Consider the following 23,014-nt stretch of genomic DNA (forward strand, 5'->3'; position numbering starts at 1 on the left):
TTGCGTTAACGCTACGCTTACCAAGCAGAAACACTATAGCAAAAATACCCCTTGATTTAAATAGGATAGATATGACCAAAAAGCGAGTAGAGCTACAAACTGAGTTACTATATGGGCTCCATCCTGTTCATGAGGTGCTTCTTGCCAGGCGGCGCAAACTGGTCAGACTCTACACGACGAAACCTGAGCCAAAGGGCTTTGCTCAGATAAAAAAACTTATTCAAAATCAACGGGTTCCTATCCAATATGTCCCCCGAGCAACCTTAGCCTCGATGGCACAAACAACAGATCATCAAGGTGTAGTTGCATATGCTGCTCCATATCCATTTAGGAAAAAACCATTTGATACACAAAAGCATCCCTTTTTAATCATGCTTGATGGCATTCAAGATCCACGGAATCTTGGAGCGATTCTTCGTTCTGCGTATTGCATTGGAGTTGATGGTGCCATGGTAACACAAAAACAATCCGCGCCACTCAATGCGGTGGCCCTTAAATCATCAGCAGGGCTTGCTGAGCGTCTTGAGATTATGATGGTGCCATCAGCGCAGGCGGCTGTGCATCTTTTAAAAGAATCTGGTTATTCATTGTACTTGGCGACGACGGATAAAGCTCACAATGCTCTTGAAGTTTCTTATGCAAAACCTTTGTGTGTTGTCATTGGAAGTGAGGGACAAGGAATAACGACCGCCATCTTACATGAAGGCGAGCGCATTCAGTTGCCTCAGGTCGCAGACGATGTGTCATACAACGCATCAGTCGCTGCAGGGATCCTTCTCTTTCTTATTCGTCATCGCATATAGCAAAGCTGAATTGCGATATGCTATATGCCTTCTTTATTATGAGGCTCGCTATCAAAATATTGACTATCATAACGCAGAAACGTTATGAAGATAGGAGATCATTTGCATAAAAGGGATATGCAATGGTGGAAAGAGGAGAGTGGTAATGAAGGCCGTACGAAGTGCCGTCATCTTGGGCATGGTAGTGCTCGCCGTGATGTGGAGCTTTGCACGTAAGTCCACACCGGTTCCGGCTGTGGTGCTCTTTTCTTTTGATGAATTTCTTTCACGTTCTGAACAGGACAAACTTATTATCTATTGTGCGGATCATATTCGATCGAAAGGGCTTGTGGGATTGCAAGCCGTTAAGGATGTATTTGCTTCGTTGGCAGATATATCAGCGAGACGAGCATCATCAAAAGCATTTACTGTTCATGTAACGTCTGCGCAGCCGAGATTATTTGTTAACAACACATATGTTCTTGCACAGGGTCCGGTATTATTGCCGTGTAGTGTCTATGCGCAAACAACACTGGAACAGCTGCCAAAAATGACCGTTGCGCATGATGAGTTTCGGCGCACGACACTTCCCAGGGATATGGAGTCATTTATCGTTAATAACGGAAGCGATATGCTACATCAGTTTGATGTAACGTGGCTAAGCCCAACATCTATTATTGCATATAACAGGGATGCTCGTGATTTTGCAATTTTGTGTGGCCAGGAGACGGTACCAAATCGAGAAGGTATTGCTACATGTCGCTCAATCTACACACAGCTCAAACCAAAGTTACAACAATGCGTTTGTGCTGATGTTCGCTTTGATAATCAAATTATTGCGTTTTATGAAAAAAAAGATCTGTTACAACAGGAACCATGTAGTGACATGATAATCAGGAAGGGGATCAGGTAATGGCACGAATAGCTCAGGATACGGTATGGACTGCAATTGATATTGGAACAACGAAAATATGCGTGTTGATTGCACAACATCTGGGTGATAATACATTTGACGTTTTGGGCTTTGGAAAGACCCCTTCTGAGGGATTGAGCAAGGGTGTTGTAGTTGATATTGCTAAAACGGTGGGATCAATTAAACGAGCTGTTCAGGAAGCTGAGTTGATGGCCGGTATGACTATCGACGTTGCTCATATTGGTGTTTCTGGTGCTCATATTAAGTCACTTAATTCACATGGCGTTGTGCCTATAAAACGTGGCGAAGTGCGGCATGAAGATATACAAAATGTTATTGCCTCAGCGCAGGCGGTACCTGTTCCTGAGGGGCAACAAATTCTTCATGTCTTACCGCAATATTTTGTTGTGGACGGTCAAGAAAAGGTTCAGGATCCTCTTGGAATGTACGGTATTCGCCTTGAAGCACAAGTTCATATTATTACTGGTTCGGTGGCGTCGGTACAAAATCTTATCAAATGTTGTGAAATGGCAGGCGTAAGAGCTGGAGATATTGTTTTGGAGCAGCTTGCATCTGCTGAGGCAGTATTAACAAACGATGAACGGGAGTTGGGTGTTGCCGTTCTTGATATTGGGGGCGGGACGTCTGATCTCGCCTTATATCAAAATGGAAGTATTCGACATACCATGGTCCTTCCGATTGCAGGGAATCACTTCACAAATGATCTGGCTATTGGATTACATACTACACTCAGAGATGCCGAGCGGGTGAAACGAGAGCATGGTCTGGCCTTGCTTGAACTTTTAGAAGATGACGATGTACTCGAAGTAGAAATGGTACAGGGAAATGAAAAGAAAATTATTTTCCTGAAGGACTTAGTGTCAATCATTCAGCCGCGTTCTTATGAGTTATTGTCATTGGTACATGAAGAAGTGATCAAATATCATTTACAAGCATTTATGCGATCTGGGCTTGTTTTAACTGGTGGCGGATCGCTTTTGCGCGGCATGAAAGAGCTTGCAGAGGAGCTGTTTGAAGTTCCGGTTCGTATTGGTGTGCCGTCATCAAGTTATGCCTTGCCGGATGTATTGCAGTCTCCGGTTTACGCGACGGCATACGGATTATTGGTACATGTGGTCAAAAAAGAAGGGGGACGCGCGTTCACACGAGAAGGCTATGTTGTAGGTAGAATTTTGGATCGAATGAAATCTTGGGTATCAGATTTTTTTTAAGGAGTAGTGATGATCGAATTTGAAAGGGAGAAAGAGAATTTATCGGTTGCAGTGGTAAAAGTAGTTGGTGTTGGTGGTGCAGGCGGCAATACGCTTAACAGCATGATAGAAGCTGGTTTTGAGGGCATTGAATTCATTGCAACCAATACTGATGCACAAGCATTACGGATGTCGAAAGCTTCGCATTGTATTCAACTCGGTGTGAAATCTACCAAGGGGTTAGGGTCAGGGGCAAATCCAGAACTCGGTAGACGAGCGGCAGAAGAAGATCTTGATAAGGTGTTAGAAGCTGTAGGTGATGCTGACATTGTATTCTTGTCTGCTGGTATGGGCGGTGGTACCGGATCAGGTGGTTTGCCTGTTATTGCGCGTGCACTCAAACAAAACGGCATTCTTACCGTTGCCATCGTAACGAAACCGTTTGTGTTTGAAGGGAAACGGAGAGCTCGTATTGCAGATGAAGCGATAGAGGCTTTGAAGTCTGATGTAGATACATTGATTGTGATCCCAAATCAGAAGCTTTTGGGCGTTGTTGACCAAAACGTTTCGATGATTGATGCGTTTTCTATGATCAATAATATTTTGAATCAATCGGTTAGAGCTATTTCAGACATTATTTCTAAGCCGGGACATATTAATGTTGATTTTGCAGATATGCGTGAGATCATGCAAGGCATGGGGCTTGCTGTTATGGGCACCGCTCGTGGAACGGGCGAAAGCCGCGCACGTCGTGCTGCAGAAGAAGCAATCAGCTCACCATTGTTGGAGAATATGTCTATTGCTGGCGCACGCGGTGTTTTGCTGAATATCTCGGGTGGTGTGGATCTTGGGCTTCATGAAATTAGTGAAGCTGCATCTGTTGTCTATGAACAAGCAGATGAAGATGCAAATATCATTCTTGGATCAGTGATTAACCATGACTTGCATGATGAGATTGTGGTGACCATTATCGCAACAGGGTTTAATACTGAGAAGAAACAAAAACCACAACTAGCAAAGAAGGAAGTCGATATTAAGCAAGCGGTATTAAGTGCAGCAGAGCTTCTTGATGAGCCAGAACATGAAATTGTTGCCGCACCGCAAGAGATTGCACCAAAAGAGCAGATTGCTGCTCCGGTGGAAGATCTTCCAGAAGCAGGAATGCTTGATATTGATGATCTTGATGTTCCAACGTTTTTGCGTAAGGAAATGAATCAAAAAACAGTTGATAGTGAATAATAACGAAGAACGATGCGGGCGGGTGGCACGGTTTCGTACACCCGCTTTGTTTTGTAGAACCGTTACGTAATACTCCTCCCGTTCAGACACGGGAGGAGTATGGTATTGTTATTTTTTGGTTGTGATACTACCAGATGGAACTCCAAGTGATGCATTTACGTCTTGCATTTCCTTATCCATCTGAGCAAGCTTTGGGGCATACTTGAGACGAAGGGTCAAAAATTCTTTGAGCCAGTCTTTTGAGGAAGAATCACCGTCATACTTTTTAGAAAGCAGATCAAGCTCTCGCTTGAATTCCTCACTATTAAGCAGCTGGATTTCGCCCATATATTTCTTCATTATTTTCCCGTAGGCTTCTTGCAATTTCTTTGCATTTTCAGTTCCCGGTAGCCACTCTTCAAGTGCTTTCATGTAATGAGGATCGCTTTCCAAACCTTTGTAGGATGTGCGGAGATTAGCTTCTATCATGTCGAAGACAGGATTTCTTGGAGTGTTATATGATGCTGACCTTGTATGTATATTTTCAATGTCTAACATCATAGAATCGGTAGCTTTTGCTGCTTCTTCGGCTCTAACTATAAGGGTGTCGCCCTCTATTCTTAGTTTGACCACAGAATCTTCGTTGATATTCAGAAGGGCTAAGATGCTGCGATCGAGCACTAGAGCATTGCTGTTTCCATATTTAACAAGTTTTTTAAGCATAGTATTTCTCCTGATAGTGAGGTGTTATTAATGTGCGGCCTAGTAATCATGAATAGTACGCAGTATTTACTAGGAATGATACATAGTATTGTATAATGTATCTACATTGTCAAATATTGTTAGAAAAAAGATTTGGGCATGGCTGGAATGAGGGGGTGCAGGCGTCTTTTTTATAGTATGTATCATCTCTGGTTGCGAAGGACTTAGGGGATGAGTGGGTTCACATATTGACATGTACCTCTCTTCAATGCATTCCTAAGGTAATGCCCAGAGAGGGCTATGCCCGAAGAGGTGGTATGTATCCCGACCAGTTCCGTTACTCCTATATATTTAGCGATGCACGTTACGCATTCAGAACACAAGATTTTTCTGGCGAGACTGGCGCATCACTCTTAAAGTGTGAGCCCTTTCAACAGATACATGAATGTGACGCTCTCATTTTTTTAAAACAAGTCCATGGGACCAATGGTGTGGCAATAGGATCACGTGATGAGGCGAAGAGATTTACAGTTTTTTCAACGCATGCAGATTATGCAATGACACATGTTCCACGTGTTGCTCTAGGTGTAATTACTGCCGATTGTGTTCCACTTTTATTCTATGATTCCAGAAATAGAGTGGTTGCCGCTGCACATGGTGGTTGGCGTGGAACGGTTGCTGGCATTGGGGGCATTGTTATTGATCATATGAAGCGAGAGTATGGTACGCACCCAGCAGACCTTGAGGTTCGCATTGGTCCCTCGGCTGGACCATGCTGCTATGAAGTTGGTGATGAGGTTCTTGTACATGTTCGGCGCTACTCCTGGGGACATCAGGTTATCTCGGGAAGGATTTTTGATTTGCCTGGATTTCATCATAGATACCTATCAGAATGTGGCGTTCTTCAGGGAAAAATTCAGATGGAGGACCATTGCTGCACGATCTGCAATAAGGCTTATTGCTCCGTGAGAAGACAGTCGGGAACACTTGATCGGCAATTTTCTCTTGTGATGTTATCGAGGTAAATTGTTGATAGGTTGCTTTTTTGATACCCTGGAACCAACGAATATTAGTTTCTAGCCTTGGGGGTATTCCCCGATCGTAAGGATCATAGTGAGTATTATTCAGAAGTTTTTGACTGTGATGATTGGTACTGCCAACGCCCGTCAATTAAAAAAACTCCAACCAACTATTGATACAATCAATGCATTGGAACCTGAAATTAATGGTCTCAGTGATGATCAACTCAAAATAAAAACTGTCGAATTTCGTGAGCGACTTAAGGGGGGCGCAACTCTTGATGATCTGCTTCCTGAAGCCTACGCTGTTGTTCGTGAAGCCTCCAAGCGCGTGTTGGGACTACGTCATTTTGATGAGCAGCTTATGGGTGGTATTGTTCTGCATCAAGGTAAAATTGCAGAAATGAAAACCGGTGAAGGTAAGACGCTTACTGCGACTTTACCATTATACCTTAATGCGCTGTCTGGAAAGGGTGCACACCTAGTGACTGTGAACGATTACCTGGCACGTCGTGACGCTCGGCGCGAGGGTCAAATATATACATTTTTAGGATTGACGGTTGGGATTATTCAACATGGCCTGACGGATGTAGAACGTAAGACGGCATACAACTGTGATGTTGTCTATGGTACGAATAGTGAATTTGGATTTGACTACCTGCGCGATAATATGAAGTTTCGTTTGACGGATTATGTGCAGCGTGATTTGAACTATGTCATTATTGACGAAGTTGACTCGATCTTGATTGATGAAGCACGAACTCCACTTATTATTTCTGGTCCAACAGATGAGGGTAGCAAGCTTTATCTTCTTGCTGATAAAGTCGTGCGTCGTTTGCGTGAAAAGGATGACTATGAAATCGATATCAAAGATCGCAATGTCCAGCTGACAGAAGCTGGTGTTGACAAGATAGAATCTGCGTTCAGCATCAAAAATCTTTATGCGGTTGAGCATCTCAATATTCTACATCACATTCAGCAAGCTCTTAGGGCTCATGCGATCTTTAAGTTGGATGTTGACTATGTAGTTCGTGACAATCAAGTGCTTATTGTCGATGAGTTTACGGGAAGGATTTTACCAGGTCGTCGATACAGTGACGGGTTGCATCAAGCGTTAGAAGCAAAAGAAGGCGTAAAGATTGAGCGTGAAAGCCAAACGCTCGCATCGATTACTTTGCAAAACTTTTTCCGTATGTATAAAAAATTATCTGGTATGACTGGTACCGCTGCAACGGAAGCCGAAGAATTCCATAATATCTACAAGCTGGATGTGGTTTCTGTCCCTACACATGAATTGATGATCCGTGATGATAAAGATGATCTTATTTTCTTAACAAAAAATGCCAAGTACAAGGCAATTGTTCAGGATATTCAAGAGCGTCATGCCAAGGGTCAACCGGTGTTGATAGGTACTGTTGCTATTGAGACCTCTGAATTTATTAGTCAGGTATTGTCGATGAGTGGCCTTCCGCATGAAGTATTGAATGCCAAGCAGCATGCACGTGAAGCAGAAATAATTGAATGTGCGGGTGAACCGGGACGCGTTACGATTGCTACAAACATGGCTGGTCGTGGTACTGACATTAAATTAACCCCAACATCAAAAGCGGCAGGTGGATTGTATATTCTTGGCACTGAACGCCATGAAAGTAGGCGTATCGATAACCAGCTTAGGGGGCGTTCTGGCAGACAAGGTGATCCGGGTGAGTCTCGTTTCTATATTTCGTTAGAAGATGATCTTATCCGCCGGTTTGGCGGAGATCTAATGCAACGACGTATGACTATGGCTGGCATGACTGAGGATGAGGTAATCGAATCTCGCATGATCTCAAAGATGATAGAGAATGCTCAGGAGAAGGTAGAAAAAGATAACTTTGATAAACGTAAAAATACGCTTGAGTATGATGACGTACTCAATCAACAACGTAAGGTTGTGTACCAATTTCGTCGAGATATTTTGGATGGCGAAGAACATATCTTTGACCTTGTTCGCGATATGATCATTGGTACAGTCCAAGATATATTACTTCGTATTGCTCCAAAGCGTTCATTGCAGCCAGAGCAAGTGACAGAAGCTTTTGATGTGATGAGTAAGCTAACGGGGCTTCCCGTTGAAGAGTTTCGTAACGCTGGTTTAAATACTGCCAATACCGATACACTCAAAACAGGTTTGGTGGAATTTCTTGTGAACAAATATCAGATGTATCGTACTCAGTCAGATGCCCCTGCCCTTAAGGAAGCAGAAAAGTGGCTCATGCTTGAGACGCTTGATCATGCCTGGAAACAGCATATGTTGAACCTCGATTCGCTTCGTGATGGCATCGGGTTACGTGGGGTTGGGCAAAAGAATCCGCTTATTGAGTATAAGCTTGAAGCGTTTGATATGTTTAAGGAGATTATGGAGCAGATCAGATTTGATGTGGTGCATCATATCTTCCACCTCAATCTTGAACGCTTTAATAGTCATGATATTGAGCAGAAACGTGAGCGTGAGCTCGAGGCATTGAACTTCATTAGTTCAGGTGATTCTACTACTGGAGATGAAAGCTCGAAAACCTATGCGCGTGGCGAAGACAAGATCGGCCGCAACGACCCGTGTCCTTGCGGCTCTGGAAAAAAATACAAAAAATGTTGTATGAAGTAAGCGCCTACTTTACGATTTCCATAGCAGGTGTGTCCCCAAAATATTTTGTTCCTATGATAGCAACCTGATTATTGTTGTTGTCTCTAACATGAAACTTGAAGACTTCTGATGTTTTATCTTCAAATTTGGTGGATGAGGCAGGAAGTGATGCGTGGTAGCTTAGTGTAGATAGGTTTAATTGTGTGTTGCCATCATGGTTTGAGAGCCAGTCTACGCGATAGGCGAGGTTAAAGAAGAGTGGGGATTTTTTATCTTCAACGTATATAAAGAAGGCAGCAGTATTAGGCAAGAGCTTCTGAGCCCCGGGTGCTATTCTAAAATCGCCACTGAGCTGTGTAAAGTCGGTTCCCATTTGTCTACGCTTGCTTCCTGGTTCTGGAACAAATATTTTGGTCCACTCTTTTCCGCTGTTTGGATTAACAAGGTTACTAGCTGGACCGGGGACAACAATTACATTGTTTTGATCATTAACGAGGGTAAAATTTACTGCAGCAGATGCTCCTAGTATTTGCAGTGATAACACTATAAGCGTCGTTCTTTTCATTCTTTCTCCTTACATAGTGAACAACATATCATACCGAGTTTTTTGTGACACTTGAGCTTCTTTAGACTCTTTTGGCACGGGAATATTTGCTATGGCAAATGTGAATGTGAAAGATGTGTCTTGTATGACGATCAATCCATCTGTATCTGCGGCGGTAACAATAGAGTTAACATTTAAAATAATCTGCGGTTTGTTTAGGGTGGATTCTTGTGGATTGGGTGACTCCACAGATGAGAGAGAAAGGAGATAAGCTTTTTTTACCGCTAAACCTTGATGAATGTATATAACTATGGTTTGGCTAGGTTGCATGTCCCCAACCTTGTGGGATGATTCGGCTTCCAGGGCTATGGTTGCATTGCTAGCATTTTTTCCGCCGAGAGTAGATATTAACACTTGTGCGCCAAAATCATTTACGATAGTAACATGCACACCTTCTGAAGAACAGCCTAATGCAATTAGGGCTAGTAGATATCTATATGTCATTTATTTTCCTTAAAGTTGTTATACGGCAGCATAGAAAAATCGATTATTTTTTTACAAGAGTTGTGTATTAAAGTATTACGTTCGATTGTATCGTGTGGTATCCATATCGCTGGTAATATGCAATAGAAGAACGGATGATAAATGGTATATCTGAGTAGCGTGGTTTCCATGCGAGAATGTCATATGTCCGTGATGCATCAATTGGTCTGCCAGGCATGCATTGTTGTGCTGTGGTTATATAGGAAACTGGTCTTTTCGTAATTTGTTCTATACAGGCAACAATATCTTGTAATGAAGTATTTTTCCCAATACCCACATTAAATATGTCTGAATAGTTGGTTTGTTCTAAGTGAAAGAGTGCCTTTACATATGCGTCAGCAAGATCTTGTATATGAATATAGTCGTGAAATACATGAGTATTGTTTAGGGATATCAGCTGTTGTGTGTGTGCTGCATGGATGAGCTCTGGAATGGGGTTGCCGATAGAGGACGATTGTGGTGCTAATGTAGCCTCAGGTAATGCACCAGATGCAATATCATGTCGTAAAATAATGGTTGAAATGTTATGTGAAGAAGTTAGTTCTAAGAGCATTTGTTCTACAACGTCTTTGCTAATGCGGTATGCGTTGCTAGGGTAATGATGTTGTGTACATAGTGAAAAAGGCTGTTCTTCAAGGACAGAACTATGTGATTTGAAGAGGAGCTGTGTCACGTTATGTTCAATCATGGATTCGATGAGTCGTAGTGTTGAGGCGACGTTGGTGGTGTAGGGAAAGGCTGTATGTGTTTCTGCACAGTGTATAACTGCGGTGATACGATAATGAGTAAAAAGATCATGGAGTACTTGCTTATCACAGAAGTCATCTTGCACTATGGTCGCCCATGGGTAAGCGAGAGTCTCTTTTGTATCTAGAAGCACTACTTGGTAGCCATGTCTAGCTACGGCGTAAGCAATATGAGAACCACAGTATCCCAATCCTCCAGTGATCAGGATAGAGTTCATAGGTTATTGTCCCTGTTGATTTGTGCAGTCTTCTAGAAGTTTGATGCCTTGTTCATCATACAGGCGCGCTTGTACGAGCTGTTGTGTTTGTTGATTAAGTTGATCTATTTGGAGTTTTTTTGTTTCTAGTTCGAGTATAAGTGCGTTGCGCTCTTCTGCGATTGGCCCTTGAATTCCTTCGATAACTTCAATAGTTAATTGGCGTTGTGTCTCCGATTGTCCTATAACCATTGTATCTTGGACTTTATTTTTGATTTGTGCTTTTTCATTTTTATTTAAAGAACTTTGTTGTGCTGCGGCATCGAGAGCAAGGAGAGTTAAGTTTCTATTGCCAACAGAGTTGCCGAGTTCATATTCAATGGTATCTATTGCAGAAAAAAATGCGCTCAATGTCCCAGAACTTTTTGCAGAGTTTAATGCCGCATATGCACGATCCATGGGTGTTGGTACAACGATGGGGCATAGCGCTACATTGGTATAAAAAATCATAATCACAATGATACTGTAGTGTTTCATTCGGAATCCTTTTCGGATTGATTTCTTTCCGTTCGTTTGTTCATGAATGGACGAATTTCTATGAATGAAGGAATATCACGATTAAACAAGTTAGCTTTTAATTGTTCGCAGCTATTTTCTTTTAAGAAGGAAAAGGCTTGACTTTTATATGCGCTATAAAGAGCGCCGAATTTTCCAGTAAATCCAATCGGTGTTTTCGTTACATCTAATACAAATGTTTCAATATCCGGGGATCCAAGCCCTCCCATAAAAGAGGTGCAATACTCTATGTAATCGCTAGAAGAAGTTGGCTGGATAGGAGTATCCGGGGTATTGCTATACAATACATTTATTGTCAGTACAAAGGCATCGAGTTGTGAAAAACAGGGATAATTTTGGGGCAAATCAGATGGCGTGATATTGGATGTATCAAAGAACTGTCTGGTGAGACTGTTGGCAATTTCATGCTTCGTTATTTTTCCTTTTATTCCTTTGAGCGGAATGCCATCAATGATATTCTGCAATTCTTGTTTGCTGATATCGAAGTTGGCATGTTCCATGAACAGTGCTTTCTGATTTTTTATTTTTTCGTTGAACGGTTGAGCTTTTGATTCCTCTTCAAGAAGGAGTTCTTTGAGATCAGGTTCATTGTTTGGTGTTGATGTGGTGATGAGATGCCAATAAAGATCTTCTGCAGTACTAACTGCTGTTGGGTGGGGACGTACAATTGGAAGAGGTATATATGTACCATTGTCATCATAAAATGGTGTGAAGAGACCATCATATTGACCATTTAAGAACCATGGATAACCATGATCTAGGTCTATCTGTGGTAATGCACGAGTTACTTTATCTTCGTCATATACTAGTGATTCTGGGAGGGGAAATGCCTGGAGATATATTTCTGGAACAAAATATGGTTCTCCATGAGGCATAATGGGTTCTTGGGCATTGAGCCCCCATATCGATACCAAAAGAATTAGCAATCTGTTGGTCATCCGTTTCCCCTTCCTTCTTGTTCATGTCGGAGGCCTACAAGAACAAGATTAAAAAGAACTTCTTTTTGGATGATGGTATCGATATCTTCTTGGTTTTGTTTGAGTGTCGATCCAATGGTATCTCTAGTACAGTTATTTGCTGTTGTTTCTGTTATTGTTTTCCTATAGATGAAAAAAGGTGTCAGCGAAATGAGGCTAATAATCAGTGCCAGGCCGAAACGTTTATAATTCACGCAATTATTCCTTTTTTGATTAACATGGAGGAAGTGTTCCTTGTACTATTTCCTTCAGTTGATTCAAATTAATTACGCACGATTTTTTCTCTGGAGAGAAACGGAGCCCATCTTGAAGATTGCTAAAAAGGTGGCTGTTCTCGTCTTTTAAAATAGTCAAATCAGTTAGGTATGTTTTTTGTTCCAATTGTGTAAGTAGTTGCGATGCATCACGCAGCGGCTTTCTTACTTTTTCTATAACATCAGAACATTCTGTATATGTTGAGTCAGTAATACTTGGAGTTGTTTCATCTATATTGGATAGTGTAGTACAGATACTATTACGCAAGATGGTATTTTTACGTGATTCTTTAATGAGGGTCTGAAGGTCTGGGCAGGTTGTTGTTTTCCCCGCAATTTGTTGTTGCAGGCTATCGATAATACCTTCTTGTGTTTGAATAGTAGATTCAAGTTGTCTCATGGTTGCTTGGTCGGCTATGAGACTTGCACTACAGGTTTCGAGATCTTGTTGTAAGTGAGAAGCATCGACATCTGTAGTTGGTACAGATCGCGGGACAGTCGCCATGAGCCGGTCGAGTGTGGTGTCAATGAATGCCTTTTGTTCAGTTGTTCCACCCGTATCGCGGGATTGTTCAATCTTAGCTTGAATTGTTTGATATTCAGTATCAGAAATTTGGCTAGCATTTTTTGTATTAGCAGCATCAAGGGAGACGGCCAATAGGTAGATTTGTTTCATAAAGAATCTACTACCTAAAAGACTGTTAAAATTGTTGCAGCCATTAGTATATGCCTGAACAATCTCCTGTGATGTTTGCGCATTTTGCACTGCAGCTCTAATCTCTTGCAATTTTATATCGGCCTGCTGGCTTAATGATGCATGTAGAAGTAATGGCATGCATAAGAGAAGTGGGAGATATTTCTTCATGACTGTTTTCCTTTTTTTAAATTGAGAATCCAGCTTTGAACCAAACTTCCCATCTGTCTGCGATTGGATTTGAGGAGCCAAATTCGTATAATCCACCAAACCCAAGGAATGGCGGAACTGCTTGATCATCCCAGTGGATTCCAATAGAACCATATAGCATGAAACTAATCGAAGAAGGATGTAGTGCAGAGCTTAGGTCGAGATCGGATTCCTTTATTGGTTTATAGCGATCGGTATTGTTAGCTGTATCAACGGCTAGGACATTGAGATCTACATCGTTGAATATCAATCCGTAATTCCACATATGCATGTCAGCGTAACTCATGCTTTCTGCGGCGGTTCCTCCAGCTGCAGCATTGACGCCTGCAATAGCAGGGCCTTCCTCCCATTTGCATGCAAGCTCACCATCTTCTGTTTGGCTGTAGTATGAGTTGAATCCAACTTCTGCACGAAGTCGTCGATGGTTAACGACAAAGGCGGTATTGGTTTGGAAAAATCCGCCAGGTCTGATCTTCATTTTCTTGGTAAGATAGTTAATACCCGGTGATGTTGTGGTTGCTGCAGAATCAGTAAAGACGTTGATATAGCGGCTCCATGATTTATCTTTGAGGTCAAAGGAGCGCATTTCGTCGCTTTCGAATAAATAATGACTGCGTTGATCGGTGCACCACCAGATAGATGTAGTATCATTGTTCCATATTTTGAATCCTACAGCACCGCCCCAGAGTACACCCCAGTGTTTGTTGTTTCCTATCATTGGCTCAAAAACATAGGTTGCTTGTGGTCTGTTTCCTGTTGGGAAAATAATACCAGCAAATGTAGTGCGGTAGCATTTTTGATCGCGTACAGAATCTTGTCCAACTCTAATTTCAAAATCAGAAATTCCTGTTTTATCAAGAGATCCAGGATAGATCTTGCCGTAGTTCCAGGAAGATTGATTCATGGCTGCGGCTACACTTGCAGGATATCCTGAACGAATCGTGACATTGACTGTATTGGTTAACATTGTTTCTTGAAGGTTCATGGCATTAGAAACATGAATTATTGGAGCTGTTGTATCAATCCACCAGCCTTTATCTTCATCATCCGAGAGCGACTGTTTGTAGTTGAGCGCCGTTCCAATAAAACTTTGTTTTGGGCTAAACGTAATGCGACTGGCAAAGTTATAGTCTTCGGAGATGATATTAAAATTGTGTGCAAGGATATCGTAGTTATCATCTTTAAAATTTTGTGAGCCTCCTGCGTAATATGCTCCAACAGCCGCTGCAGTATCGGGATTTGGTCCTTCTGCAATAATAATTGAATTTTTATGCCATGGTAAAAAAAAGCGCGCTAAACGATCAGAGGCTGTTGTTTGTCCACCAAAAACGGTTGTCTGGAAGCATCCCCAGATCCCATTCTTTTTCCCCAACATGCGGTCGCGATATTGATTAAGATGTTCTGGGCTTCCTGTTGTATATTGCGGACGTATAGAAAAGAAAGTATGGCTTGTTGCTTCATCAGCATGTGAATCTATGGATAATATGATTGAGGGACCTATGAGAGCAAGTGCCAAAAGTAATAACTTCTTCATATAAAACTCTCCTTATGAGTAGTCAATGCCCTTTTTTTCGGGAATCGATATGAGAGACATACCACGCGGTTATTATAGCTGTCAATCTATGTACAAGCGGGTATTGTTTTCCTAGACTACTTTAAGAGAGTGATACAATTGTTCTTTAATCAGTGAGTGGATGTATGATACGGCGTGTTAAAGGGACTCAGGATTTTCTTGACCTAACTTTATTTAATTTTTTTATAGCACAATCAAAAGAACATCTCGCCCAATATCACTTTAATGAAATTGCGACTCCGATCATAGAACCCACTGAGCTTTTTAAACGGTCTCTCGGTTTGGAAACAGATATTGTTACCAAGGAGATGTATACTCTCAATACGGAGTCTGAATCAATCTGCTTGCGTCCAGAGGGCACCGCATCAACAGTTCGCGCATTTATTGAAAATGGTATTCAGACGGTGCCATGGAAGGTGTTTCTATGGGGGCCAATGTTTCGTCATGAGCGACCACAAAAAGGTCGCTACCGACAATTTCATCAATTAAGCTTAGAAGTAATTGGTTCCGATTCTATAGCACAAGATGCGCATATGATCGCTATGCTTGACCGGCTCTTTTCAGATCGGTTTAAGCTTGATTCTTATGCTCTCCATATTAATTTTCTAGGGACCATGGAGGATCGTGCGGCGTTTAGAAAAATTCTTGAGAAATTTCTTAATGAGCATGTTGATCAGATTTGTGCGACATGTAAGGTGCGTAAAGATAAGAACATCATGCGCGTGTATGACTGTAAAGAAGTGTCATGCCAGACCCTATATAGAAAAGCGCCGGTGTTAACTGAATACCTCTCTAAAGCGTCTGCCGATGAATGGCAGCAGCTTCAGGAGTATCTTGATAGTACGAATGTAGCTTATACAGTTATGCCAACACTTGTCCGTGGCTTGGATTATTATAATAAAACAGTCTTTGAGTTTGTAAGTCCGCATCTTGGTGCACAAAGTGCGTTCTGCGGTGGTGGTCGTTATGATCATCTTGTATCTGCATTGGGAGGTAAAAAAGATCAACCTTCAGTTGGCGCAGCTATTGGCATCGAGCGCATGTTATTGTTATTAGATCCTATCAAGGACGCATTGCCGATTTACAAAGAACCACGTCTCCATGTGATTATGCCACTTTCCACAGACCAACATACTCTTGCGTTGTTGATTGCATATCAAACACTCCAACATGGACTATATACGGAAGTACTTCTCGAGGGTGATTCAGTTAAGAGTATGATGCGTAAAGCTAATAAGCTTGGCGCAACGTACTGTCTATTGATTGGGTCTGAAGAGCAAGATAATAAGACTGTCAAAGTCAAACATATGACCACAGGGGAAGAAGCAACTGTTGCTCATGCAGATTTAATTGCCTATCTACAGCAATAAACGAGCCAGTTCGTTTCGTAAGACATAAAAAGTAAATGCGGTAAGTAGCACACTGTCAAAGCGGTCCAGGAGCCCGCCGTGTCCGGGAAGCAGTGATCCTGTATCTTTGATATTATTTTTTCGTTTAAGCCAGGAGACAAAAAGATCGCCAAGAAAAGCGGTGGCACAAAGCATAAGCCCATATCCAATTCGTATAAACAAAGCTTCATGATGTGTGAGCAGTACAAACAGTGTCGTGGTAATAATTATTGCTCCTATAAGGCCTTCCCACGTTTTTTTTGGACTAAGTCGTGGGACGAGTTTGTAGTGTCCGATTAATGTTCCAGTGATGTATGCACTTACATCAAAGGTAAAGACAAGAAGAAACAAGTATACAATTAGTGGACGATAATCAGTCCGATTGAGCGCAATGATTGTTATAAAGCCTAGTGTAGTATAGATGGTTGCGAGATTCTGGTAGCGTTTCAAGTATGGAAGCTCCCAGCCAACAATTACAATAAAGAGAGTAAATAGGAGTAGTGAAAAGATAAGTGGGCGTGGAAATATAAAAAATAGTAACAGGGCTACACCGAATGCGATTCCAGTGAGGCTGCGTTGTACGAAAGATTTCACGGTTTTCTTTCTTAGAACATGGCTGAGTAACGACGCTTATGACCAATGGCAAGCTGCTGATCCTTGTTGATCAAGGGGAGAGCATGTGTAGCAATTTGCTCCTGAAGTTTTTGCGCTTTCTCGATGTCATTTTGCTTTTCAGCAAGCGCGCATTCAAGGCGTAAGGTTTTCACCTCAATATTAGAGATGCTTGTTTTAAATTCATCCTTGATATGAGCAAGCCGTTGTTCGGCGGCTGTGAATTTGTTGTTGTTGAGATAGTATTCAAACACATTAACCTCGCTCTCAAATAGCTTATTGTAGCATTGACGTCGAATTGATTTTACCTCTTTTAGATACTGAGTATTGGTTGGTTGTTCTAAGTAGGTTTGAGCAGTTTGAAGGGCTTCACGAGTCTTGGTTTGGTCTCGGTCTGGTTCTAATGTTTCGTAAAAACAGCATAGCAGCGTTTTATAGTTGACGTACTCAGTTTTATCGCTTCCTGGGTATAATGTAAGATATTCTCGATAGAATTCTTCTGCTTTGGCAAGATGTCCCAAGTCAAAACAAAGATCGGCACGTTCAAGCCGTAGTTGTTTCAGGAGATCAAGATCATCGCTATGCCCGAGCATGTACTCGATGTGTTCGAATGCCATGATCTTGTTGGTTGCTAATAACTTATTTTTTCGTTGTTCCAACTCTTCAATAGACAACTCTGTCATGAGCTTGCGTTTATGTGACGTCCGTTCCTTTTGTTGCGCACGTCGGGCGTAGTATTCTTCCTTGAGGGGATTTGCTATTTGTGGTGGCGTGCTCTTCTTGCCATAGCATATGGCAAAAGTCAGGAGGAGTGGCACTAATAATCGTATGGACATGGATAGCCTCCGCACAGGGGTTCATAATCATATGATCGAGAGTATAGAAAAGTTGCCGTAGTCGGTAAAGCTCGAGGCTTTTCTTGAGAAGCGTCTGCGAGTCATAGTAGGATCATTCTCGTGTGTATGGTATTCTGTGAAAAACAAAGAATCTGCCGCATGATTTGAGGTTGTGCTGAATGAGAAATAAAGACCTAGAATCCCTGCTGATAACAAAAGGATTGGTGACTCAGGAACAGCTAGACGCATGTAAAAAAGAGGCTGTCGAGCAGGGGATATCTCTTGAAGAATGTTTGGTCAACAAAGGCCTGGTTAATCCAGAGGCTCTTGCGCAGATCTATGCAGAACAAAGTGGTCTTCAATACTTTGAGGCTCTTACTGAAGATATGGCGGATCCACTTTTGCTTGCTCGTGTTCCACTGAAATTTTTACGTGATAATCATGTTATTCCTGTTAAGGTAGATGGGGATCTTGTTTTTGTTGCTGCAGTTCCCTATAACTTTCGGCCTCTTGATGATCTTGCACTTATTTTTGGTTCGCCTAATCGTGTTGCGGTTGCGTCTTCCAAGGTGATTGTTGATAGTATTAATCGTTTTTATCCACTCGAGGGCACAAAGGAAATGCTTGAAGAGCTGGAAGAAGAACAATCAGTCGGCGACGAGGTTATCGATTTCGATGAGATTACCGAGACCGACATTCTTGGAATGGCAAGTGAGGCTCCTGTTATTAAATTGGTGAACCATATTTTGTATCAGGCAGTAAAACGGGGTGCGTCGGATATTCACGTTGAGCCATTCGAAAAAGAGGTACGTATTCGCTACCGTATAGATGGTGTTATGTATACGGTCGAAACGCCGCCAAAGCGTGTGCAAGCGGCATTAATTTCACGTATCAAAATCATGTCAAATCTTAACATTGCTGAAAAGCGAAAACCACAAGATGGTCGTATTCAAATTAAAGTAGCTGACAAATCCATTGATATTCGTGTGTCGATTATTCCGGTGACATTTGGCGAGCGCGTGGTCATGCGTTTGCTTGATAAAACGCGAGCATTCTTAGATATTGAACAGCTTGGTTTTTCTGAACGTGATCTTGGTATTGTCAAAAAGTGTATAGAGCGTTCCAATGGTATTTTCTTTGTGTCCGGTCCGACTGGTTCTGGTAAAACGTCGACTTTGTACTCGATCTTGAACCGATTGAATTCAACTGAGGTCAATATAATGACTGTTGAGGATCCAGTTGAATACCAGATGACAGGAGTTGCGCAGATCCAAGTTAAGGAAAAGATCGGTCTGACATTTGCAGCTGCGCTTCGTTCCATCTTGCGACAAGATCCGGATATAATCATGGTTGGTGAAACACGTGATCAAGAAACGGCACAGATTTCTATTCAGGCTGCGCTTACCGGTCACTTAGTGTTGAGTACGATTCATACCAATAATGCTCCCGCAACCATTACTCGTCTGCTCGATATGGGTATTGAACCATTCCTGATAGCGTCGACGGTTGTTGCCATTGTGGCGCAGCGATTAGTTCGCCAATTGTGTAATGACTGTAAGCAAGCATATAAACCAGAAGCTGCTCAAATTAAACAACTTAGACTTACCGATGCAGAAGCGGCTCAGATTACCTTCTACCAGCCTGTTGGTTGTCATGAATGCGAAGAAACAGGATATAAGGGCCGTTTTGCAATCTTCGAGGTTATGGAAATGACGCCAGCGGTTGCTCAATTGACGATGCAGCAAGCTGATGCGATTGCAATACGTAAGCAAGCATTGGCAGATGGCATGGTGCTTCTGATTACACATGGTCTTGAAAATATAAAAGAAGGCAAAACAACGATCGATGAAGTCTTGGCAGTTGCTAACATGGAAGGTGACATTGACGTCTAGATGTAGTAGCGGTGTTTCGCTTCTTGAGACTGTTGTTGTGTGTGCATTGCTTTCACTGATTGTTACGCTGAGTTTTCCGCATATTACTCCGTTTTTCTATGAGTCAAAGGTAAAAACCGAATTACACATGCTCATGAATGCATGTGAGTTGCAACAGCAGCGTGCTGTGATGGAGCAACGTTCATGTACTATCGTGCTGCATCCTGAATGTCATGCGTACTCATATGATGATATGACCGTGACGTTCCCACCAGAGGTGCGATTTCATCTTGGTGATGGAATCAAAGGTCCTCCAGCGGCACCGAGAAATTTCCCCTCCGATGTGGTAACCTTTGAGCGGCATACGATTACCTTCTATGCAGAAGGAACAATACAAGCAGGGAGTATCTACTGTAGTGATCCAGCGCATCGATGTCAGTATGCGTTGACAATTCCAGTTGAAGGTCCTCCGCGGGTGTGTCTATATCGGTATAATGGGCGCTGGATTGCGATAACATGAGTTACATAAAAACAATCATTAAAAGTTTTAATGCCATTGCGCTTGGTATGTGTGTGGCGTTGTATCTTTTGCAGTTTAACGGCACGATTTATTCAGTGGTGCAGCAGCGATTGCAAGAGTATTTGAGCTCTGCCTTTGATTGCTCATTTTCATGTCAGGTATCTGAGATTAATTTTTTTACGCCACATCTTGTTCTAGATAATCTTTCTGTGGTTCCTCGTTCAGGAGCTAGAACATGGTCATGGAGGAGTAAAAGAGCAGTAGTTACAGCTCCATGGTGGAAGATAATAACGAAGCGCATCGGAGAGTTAGATATTACGCTGTATGGCTATACGGCTTTTTCTGAAATGGATCTTGGTTCTCTTGCAATTTTGCCACATTATCAAAAAATTTTTGGCGCAGAAGGTATTGATGTCCCTGTATTTTTGAAGCGTTTATCTATACCTAATGGGACCTTTGAATGTGCTGAGTTGCGAACTGGTATCACTTTGAATACATCCGTTCATAGCACGTTTGCAAGCGTTGGTGATTTTATGAAAGTAACAATATACCCAACGGGTGGAACAATCACGCGCCTTGGGACAACATATGCACATACGCTTTTGGGTTCAATTCGATATATTGGGGAGCTAGAGCCAAAAATTGACTGCTCTTTAACTGTTGAACTTCCACAGTTACAAGGAGAACAACGATGTTTTGTGGTTGGATCATATGCACATAATGATCTGGAATTCCGTGTGTATACCAGTGACCGTGACTTACTTATCGAGCCGCTTAGTATTGATCGGCATGGTCATTATATGTGTCGTGCAAAGCTTCCATGGAGTTATGTTAGTTCAGTGGTATTTGATCAGTCTGTTGGCGATGGAGCTGGATCATGTGTGCTACAACTTCAAGGGTCTATGTCAGATCCTCTCCATACAGCGCATGGTATGTGTTCGTTGTCTGATGTGCTAATGGGTTTTGTACCTATTACTAAAGCGTGGTGTTCTATTTCAGCATGCGAGCAGTCGTGGAAGGGTATGATCGAATGTTCCTGTACGGGCAACAACGAAATAATCGGGTCGTGGGAGTTGAGCCAGGAAGGCAATGGGCTTGTATCCTTGACAAATAAAACTGTATTAGGGCTACCGAGTTTGTTCCATTATAGGATTCAACCTCGTGATCTTATGGTACAACTTTCGTGTAATACTCAAGGAGATGGGGAGCTCGTTGGTATCGGTCATATCACGGATGCGGTGTTGGATACCGTTTCTTCTGCAACTATTCAGGGCAAAAAAAATGGGAGGGAAGTCGCTGGTGAAGTGGAATGGCTAGATCGACATCTTGCTGTACGGGCAAGTGTGACTGATACAGTGCACATTAAGCATGCCAGCTATGCAGAGGGGAATAAATTACTTGCACTACTGTCATCAGACGATACGAGTTGCCGTTTAAGTGGTGATGTTGATTATGCATTATTGCGTTCCTGTGTACCTCGTTTAGTGCGAGATGATGTTGTTGGTGAAGGCCGATTTCATGTCGAGATTGAACCGTATGATACTGTGATCTCAGGCTCTGTTACGTTACAAGACGGGATGATCAAAGTTCCACGTATGTACAATGTGGTTGACGGGTTCTCCATGAACTTCCAATTTGATCCTGTTCATCGTAGCGCAAAAATAAATGATTTGGTGTGTTCTCTCCATCGTGGTAATGTTGCTATATCATCTGCACGTGTACTGTTTGATACTTCGTATACCCCAACATTTTTTCATGTTCCACTAAGCTTTGACCAGTGCTTTGTGAGCTGGCAGCGTGATTTATTTGCGGTAACATCGGGTCATCTGATGATACGTGATCATCCGATTTCAAGTATGGAGATTGACGGCACCATTGTGTTAGATCGCTCGCAATCAAAAGGTAATATCATGTCGGGTGATATGTCGTATTCATTCTTTATGTCTCCCGGCAGCGCATTAGGATTCAATCCGTTTATGAATGTATTTATTGAGACACGGCATCCATTGATCGTTGGAACGTCATTATGGGATGCGGAAGCTATGATGCGTGTATCTTTACATGGGCCATTAGAAAAGTTAGCGGTATTAGGAACGATAGAGCTGCTTTCTGGTAAGATCAAGTTTCCGTATAAACCGCTTACCGTGACGCATGGACGCTTAGAGTTGGTGCCATATCGTCTAGAAAATCCTGGCATTGAGCTGACGGCCAAGGGTCGTATTAAAAAATACGCAGTAACGATGCGTGTTGTGGGGACATTGGAAGATCCGCATATTATGTTTGAATCAAGCCCTGCGCTTACTGAAGAACAAATTATAGCATTACTGCTTGCGGGATCTGAAGAGAGCTCTTTGAGCATCTTGATGCCGGCATTGATCATGCAGAATCTTCAATATATTTTGTTTGGACCGGCACAGTCGCAGGAAAAGCTTGAAGAATATTTTAGGGGATTACTGAAGCCGTTAAGTTATGTTCGGTTTATTCCAAAGTTTTCTGATCAGTCGGGGCGTGGGGGATTAAAGGGTATTATAGAAGTAGATGTGAGTGATCATTTGACTGGTCGCATCGAGCAAGGATTTTCATTGTCCGAAGATACGAGGTTTGAGGTTGACTATCAGTTGTCAGATGATATTAGTCTCCGAGGGATAAAGGATGAGCGTGGAAACCTTGGTGGTGAAGTAGAAATGAAATGGAAATTTTAGCGCATATACACAATATGGGAGCTTACATGCGCGCGAATGACTTTCCCTTGGTCTTTTGTTGCTTTTCAATGTTGTGTGGACGTGGATATTCAACCAGATTCACCATTACAGTACGTTACACATATACCATGTTGTAGATGTTAACGATGTGATGAAACGAGAAGCGATGTTGTTCCGTCTATTTTCGAAAATCGTATTTGCTATGATCTGGCGAGCTTAGAGGAGGACGTAAGGAGGGGGGCATAGTTTATCTGCTCGCGCGATCCGGCGCTTGTTTGATCTTGAGACAAATGAGTTTCTTGC

Annotated in this window: 21 protein-coding genes; 10 read left to right on the forward strand and 11 right to left on the reverse strand. The window is 42.2% G+C overall.

Annotated elements, in window-relative coordinates; translation table 11 throughout:
* Positions 1 to 71 precede the first annotated feature (71 nt).
* The 4 genes from rlmB (at position 72) to ftsZ (ending at position 4,145) form a co-directional block, all read left to right on the forward strand.
* Positions 72 to 803: a 23S rRNA (guanosine(2251)-2'-O)-methyltransferase RlmB gene (rlmB, locus tag JW872_01445; GenBank protein MBN1549305.1), complete on the forward strand. Its 732-nt coding sequence runs from the start codon at positions 72 to 74 to the stop codon at positions 801 to 803.
* Positions 804 to 948: 145 nt separating this feature from the next.
* On the forward strand, positions 949 to 1,695 hold the full coding sequence (locus JW872_01450; protein ID MBN1549306.1) for a hypothetical protein: 747 nt from the start codon (positions 949 to 951) through the stop codon (positions 1,693 to 1,695).
* Positions 1,695 to 2,927 (forward strand): cell division protein FtsA, encoded by a 1,233-nt coding sequence (gene ftsA / locus JW872_01455; GenBank protein MBN1549307.1) that lies wholly within the window; start codon positions 1,695 to 1,697, stop codon positions 2,925 to 2,927. Before JW872_01450 ends, ftsA begins: the two co-directional genes overlap by 1 nt.
* Positions 2,928 to 2,936: 9 nt before the next feature.
* A complete protein-coding gene (gene ftsZ / locus JW872_01460) occupies positions 2,937 to 4,145 on the forward strand; it encodes a cell division protein FtsZ (protein MBN1549308.1) in 1,209 nt (402 codons plus the stop codon).
* Between the two features lie 108 nt (positions 4,146 to 4,253).
* Here ftsZ and JW872_01465 read toward each other — a convergent pair whose 3' ends face one another.
* Complete coding sequence (locus tag JW872_01465) at positions 4,254 to 4,847, reverse strand: AbrB/MazE/SpoVT family DNA-binding domain-containing protein (protein ID MBN1549309.1); 594 nt, start codon at positions 4,845 to 4,847, stop codon at positions 4,254 to 4,256.
* A gap of 296 nt (positions 4,848 to 5,143) precedes the next feature.
* Between JW872_01465 and JW872_01470 the strand changes: the two genes are divergently transcribed.
* Together JW872_01470 and secA are read left to right on the forward strand one after the other, a co-directional pair.
* Positions 5,144 to 5,851, forward strand: a complete 708-nt coding sequence (locus tag JW872_01470) for a laccase domain-containing protein (GenBank protein ID MBN1549310.1) — start codon at positions 5,144 to 5,146, stop codon at positions 5,849 to 5,851.
* A 118-nt stretch (positions 5,852 to 5,969) separates the two neighbouring features.
* Positions 5,970 to 8,489: a preprotein translocase subunit SecA gene (secA, locus tag JW872_01475; protein ID MBN1549311.1), complete on the forward strand. Its 2,520-nt coding sequence runs from the start codon at positions 5,970 to 5,972 to the stop codon at positions 8,487 to 8,489.
* 4 nt (positions 8,490 to 8,493) lie between these two features.
* Here the strand turns inward: secA and JW872_01480 are convergent, their stop codons facing one another.
* The 8 genes from JW872_01480 to JW872_01515 form a co-directional block, all read right to left on the reverse strand.
* On the reverse strand, positions 8,494 to 9,033 hold the full coding sequence (locus JW872_01480) for a hypothetical protein (protein ID MBN1549312.1): 540 nt from the start codon (positions 9,031 to 9,033) through the stop codon (positions 8,494 to 8,496).
* A 9-nt stretch (positions 9,034 to 9,042) separates the two neighbouring features.
* Positions 9,043 to 9,516 (reverse strand): hypothetical protein, encoded by a 474-nt coding sequence (locus JW872_01485; protein ID MBN1549313.1) that lies wholly within the window; start codon positions 9,514 to 9,516, stop codon positions 9,043 to 9,045.
* A 67-nt stretch (positions 9,517 to 9,583) separates the two neighbouring features.
* Positions 9,584 to 10,519, reverse strand: a complete 936-nt coding sequence (locus JW872_01490; GenBank protein ID MBN1549314.1) for a UDP-glucose 4-epimerase — start codon at positions 10,517 to 10,519, stop codon at positions 9,584 to 9,586.
* Between the two features lie 3 nt (positions 10,520 to 10,522).
* Complete coding sequence (locus tag JW872_01495; GenBank protein MBN1549315.1) at positions 10,523 to 11,035, reverse strand: hypothetical protein; 513 nt, start codon at positions 11,033 to 11,035, stop codon at positions 10,523 to 10,525.
* Positions 11,032 to 12,012, reverse strand: a complete 981-nt coding sequence (locus JW872_01500) for a hypothetical protein (GenBank protein MBN1549316.1) — start codon at positions 12,010 to 12,012, stop codon at positions 11,032 to 11,034. The genes JW872_01495 and JW872_01500 overlap by 4 nt, the downstream gene beginning before the upstream one ends.
* Complete coding sequence (locus JW872_01505) at positions 12,009 to 12,245, reverse strand: hypothetical protein (protein ID MBN1549317.1); 237 nt, start codon at positions 12,243 to 12,245, stop codon at positions 12,009 to 12,011. Before JW872_01505 ends, JW872_01500 begins: the two co-directional genes overlap by 4 nt.
* Positions 12,246 to 12,264: 19 nt before the next feature.
* Positions 12,265 to 13,170 carry a hypothetical protein gene (locus JW872_01510; protein ID MBN1549318.1) on the reverse strand — a complete coding sequence of 302 codons (906 nt, stop codon included), beginning with the start codon at positions 13,168 to 13,170 and terminating at the stop codon, positions 12,265 to 12,267.
* Positions 13,171 to 13,186: 16 nt separating this feature from the next.
* Positions 13,187 to 14,743, reverse strand: a complete 1,557-nt coding sequence (locus tag JW872_01515; GenBank protein MBN1549319.1) for a hypothetical protein — start codon at positions 14,741 to 14,743, stop codon at positions 13,187 to 13,189.
* 164 nt (positions 14,744 to 14,907) lie between these two features.
* Between JW872_01515 and JW872_01520 the strand changes: the two genes are divergently transcribed.
* Positions 14,908 to 16,152, forward strand: coding sequence for a histidine--tRNA ligase (locus JW872_01520; protein ID MBN1549320.1), 1,245 nt, complete (start codon positions 14,908 to 14,910; stop codon positions 16,150 to 16,152).
* Here JW872_01520 and JW872_01525 read toward each other — a convergent pair.
* Together JW872_01525 and bamD are read right to left on the reverse strand one after the other, a co-directional pair.
* Positions 16,141 to 16,764 carry a phosphatidate cytidylyltransferase gene (locus tag JW872_01525; GenBank protein MBN1549321.1) on the reverse strand — a complete coding sequence of 208 codons (624 nt, stop codon included), beginning with the start codon at positions 16,762 to 16,764 and terminating at the stop codon, positions 16,141 to 16,143. The two genes, JW872_01520 and JW872_01525, sit on opposite strands and share 12 nt — an antisense overlap.
* Before the next feature lie 11 nt (positions 16,765 to 16,775).
* Positions 16,776 to 17,618 (reverse strand): outer membrane protein assembly factor BamD, encoded by an 843-nt coding sequence (bamD, locus tag JW872_01530; GenBank protein ID MBN1549322.1) that lies wholly within the window; start codon positions 17,616 to 17,618, stop codon positions 16,776 to 16,778.
* A gap of 179 nt (positions 17,619 to 17,797) precedes the next feature.
* On the opposite strand from bamD, the gene tadA reads away from it, so the two are divergent.
* The 3 genes from tadA to JW872_01545 are packed head-to-tail and all read left to right on the forward strand — an operon-like array spanning position 17,798 to position 22,711.
* Complete coding sequence (tadA, locus tag JW872_01535) at positions 17,798 to 19,510, forward strand: Flp pilus assembly complex ATPase component TadA (protein MBN1549323.1); 1,713 nt, start codon at positions 17,798 to 17,800, stop codon at positions 19,508 to 19,510.
* Positions 19,464 to 20,009 carry a hypothetical protein gene (locus JW872_01540; protein ID MBN1549324.1) on the forward strand — a complete coding sequence of 182 codons (546 nt, stop codon included), beginning with the start codon at positions 19,464 to 19,466 and terminating at the stop codon, positions 20,007 to 20,009. The genes tadA and JW872_01540 overlap by 47 nt, the downstream gene beginning before the upstream one ends.
* On the forward strand, positions 20,006 to 22,711 hold the full coding sequence (locus JW872_01545) for a translocation/assembly module TamB domain-containing protein (GenBank protein MBN1549325.1): 2,706 nt from the start codon (positions 20,006 to 20,008) through the stop codon (positions 22,709 to 22,711). The genes JW872_01540 and JW872_01545 overlap by 4 nt, the downstream gene beginning before the upstream one ends.
* Positions 22,712 to 23,014: the final 303 nt, after the last annotated feature.

The organism is Candidatus Babeliales bacterium (assembly GCA_016929235.1).
In the GTDB taxonomy this organism is placed as follows: Bacteria; Babelota; Babeliae; order Babelales; family JABCYS01; genus JAFGJD01.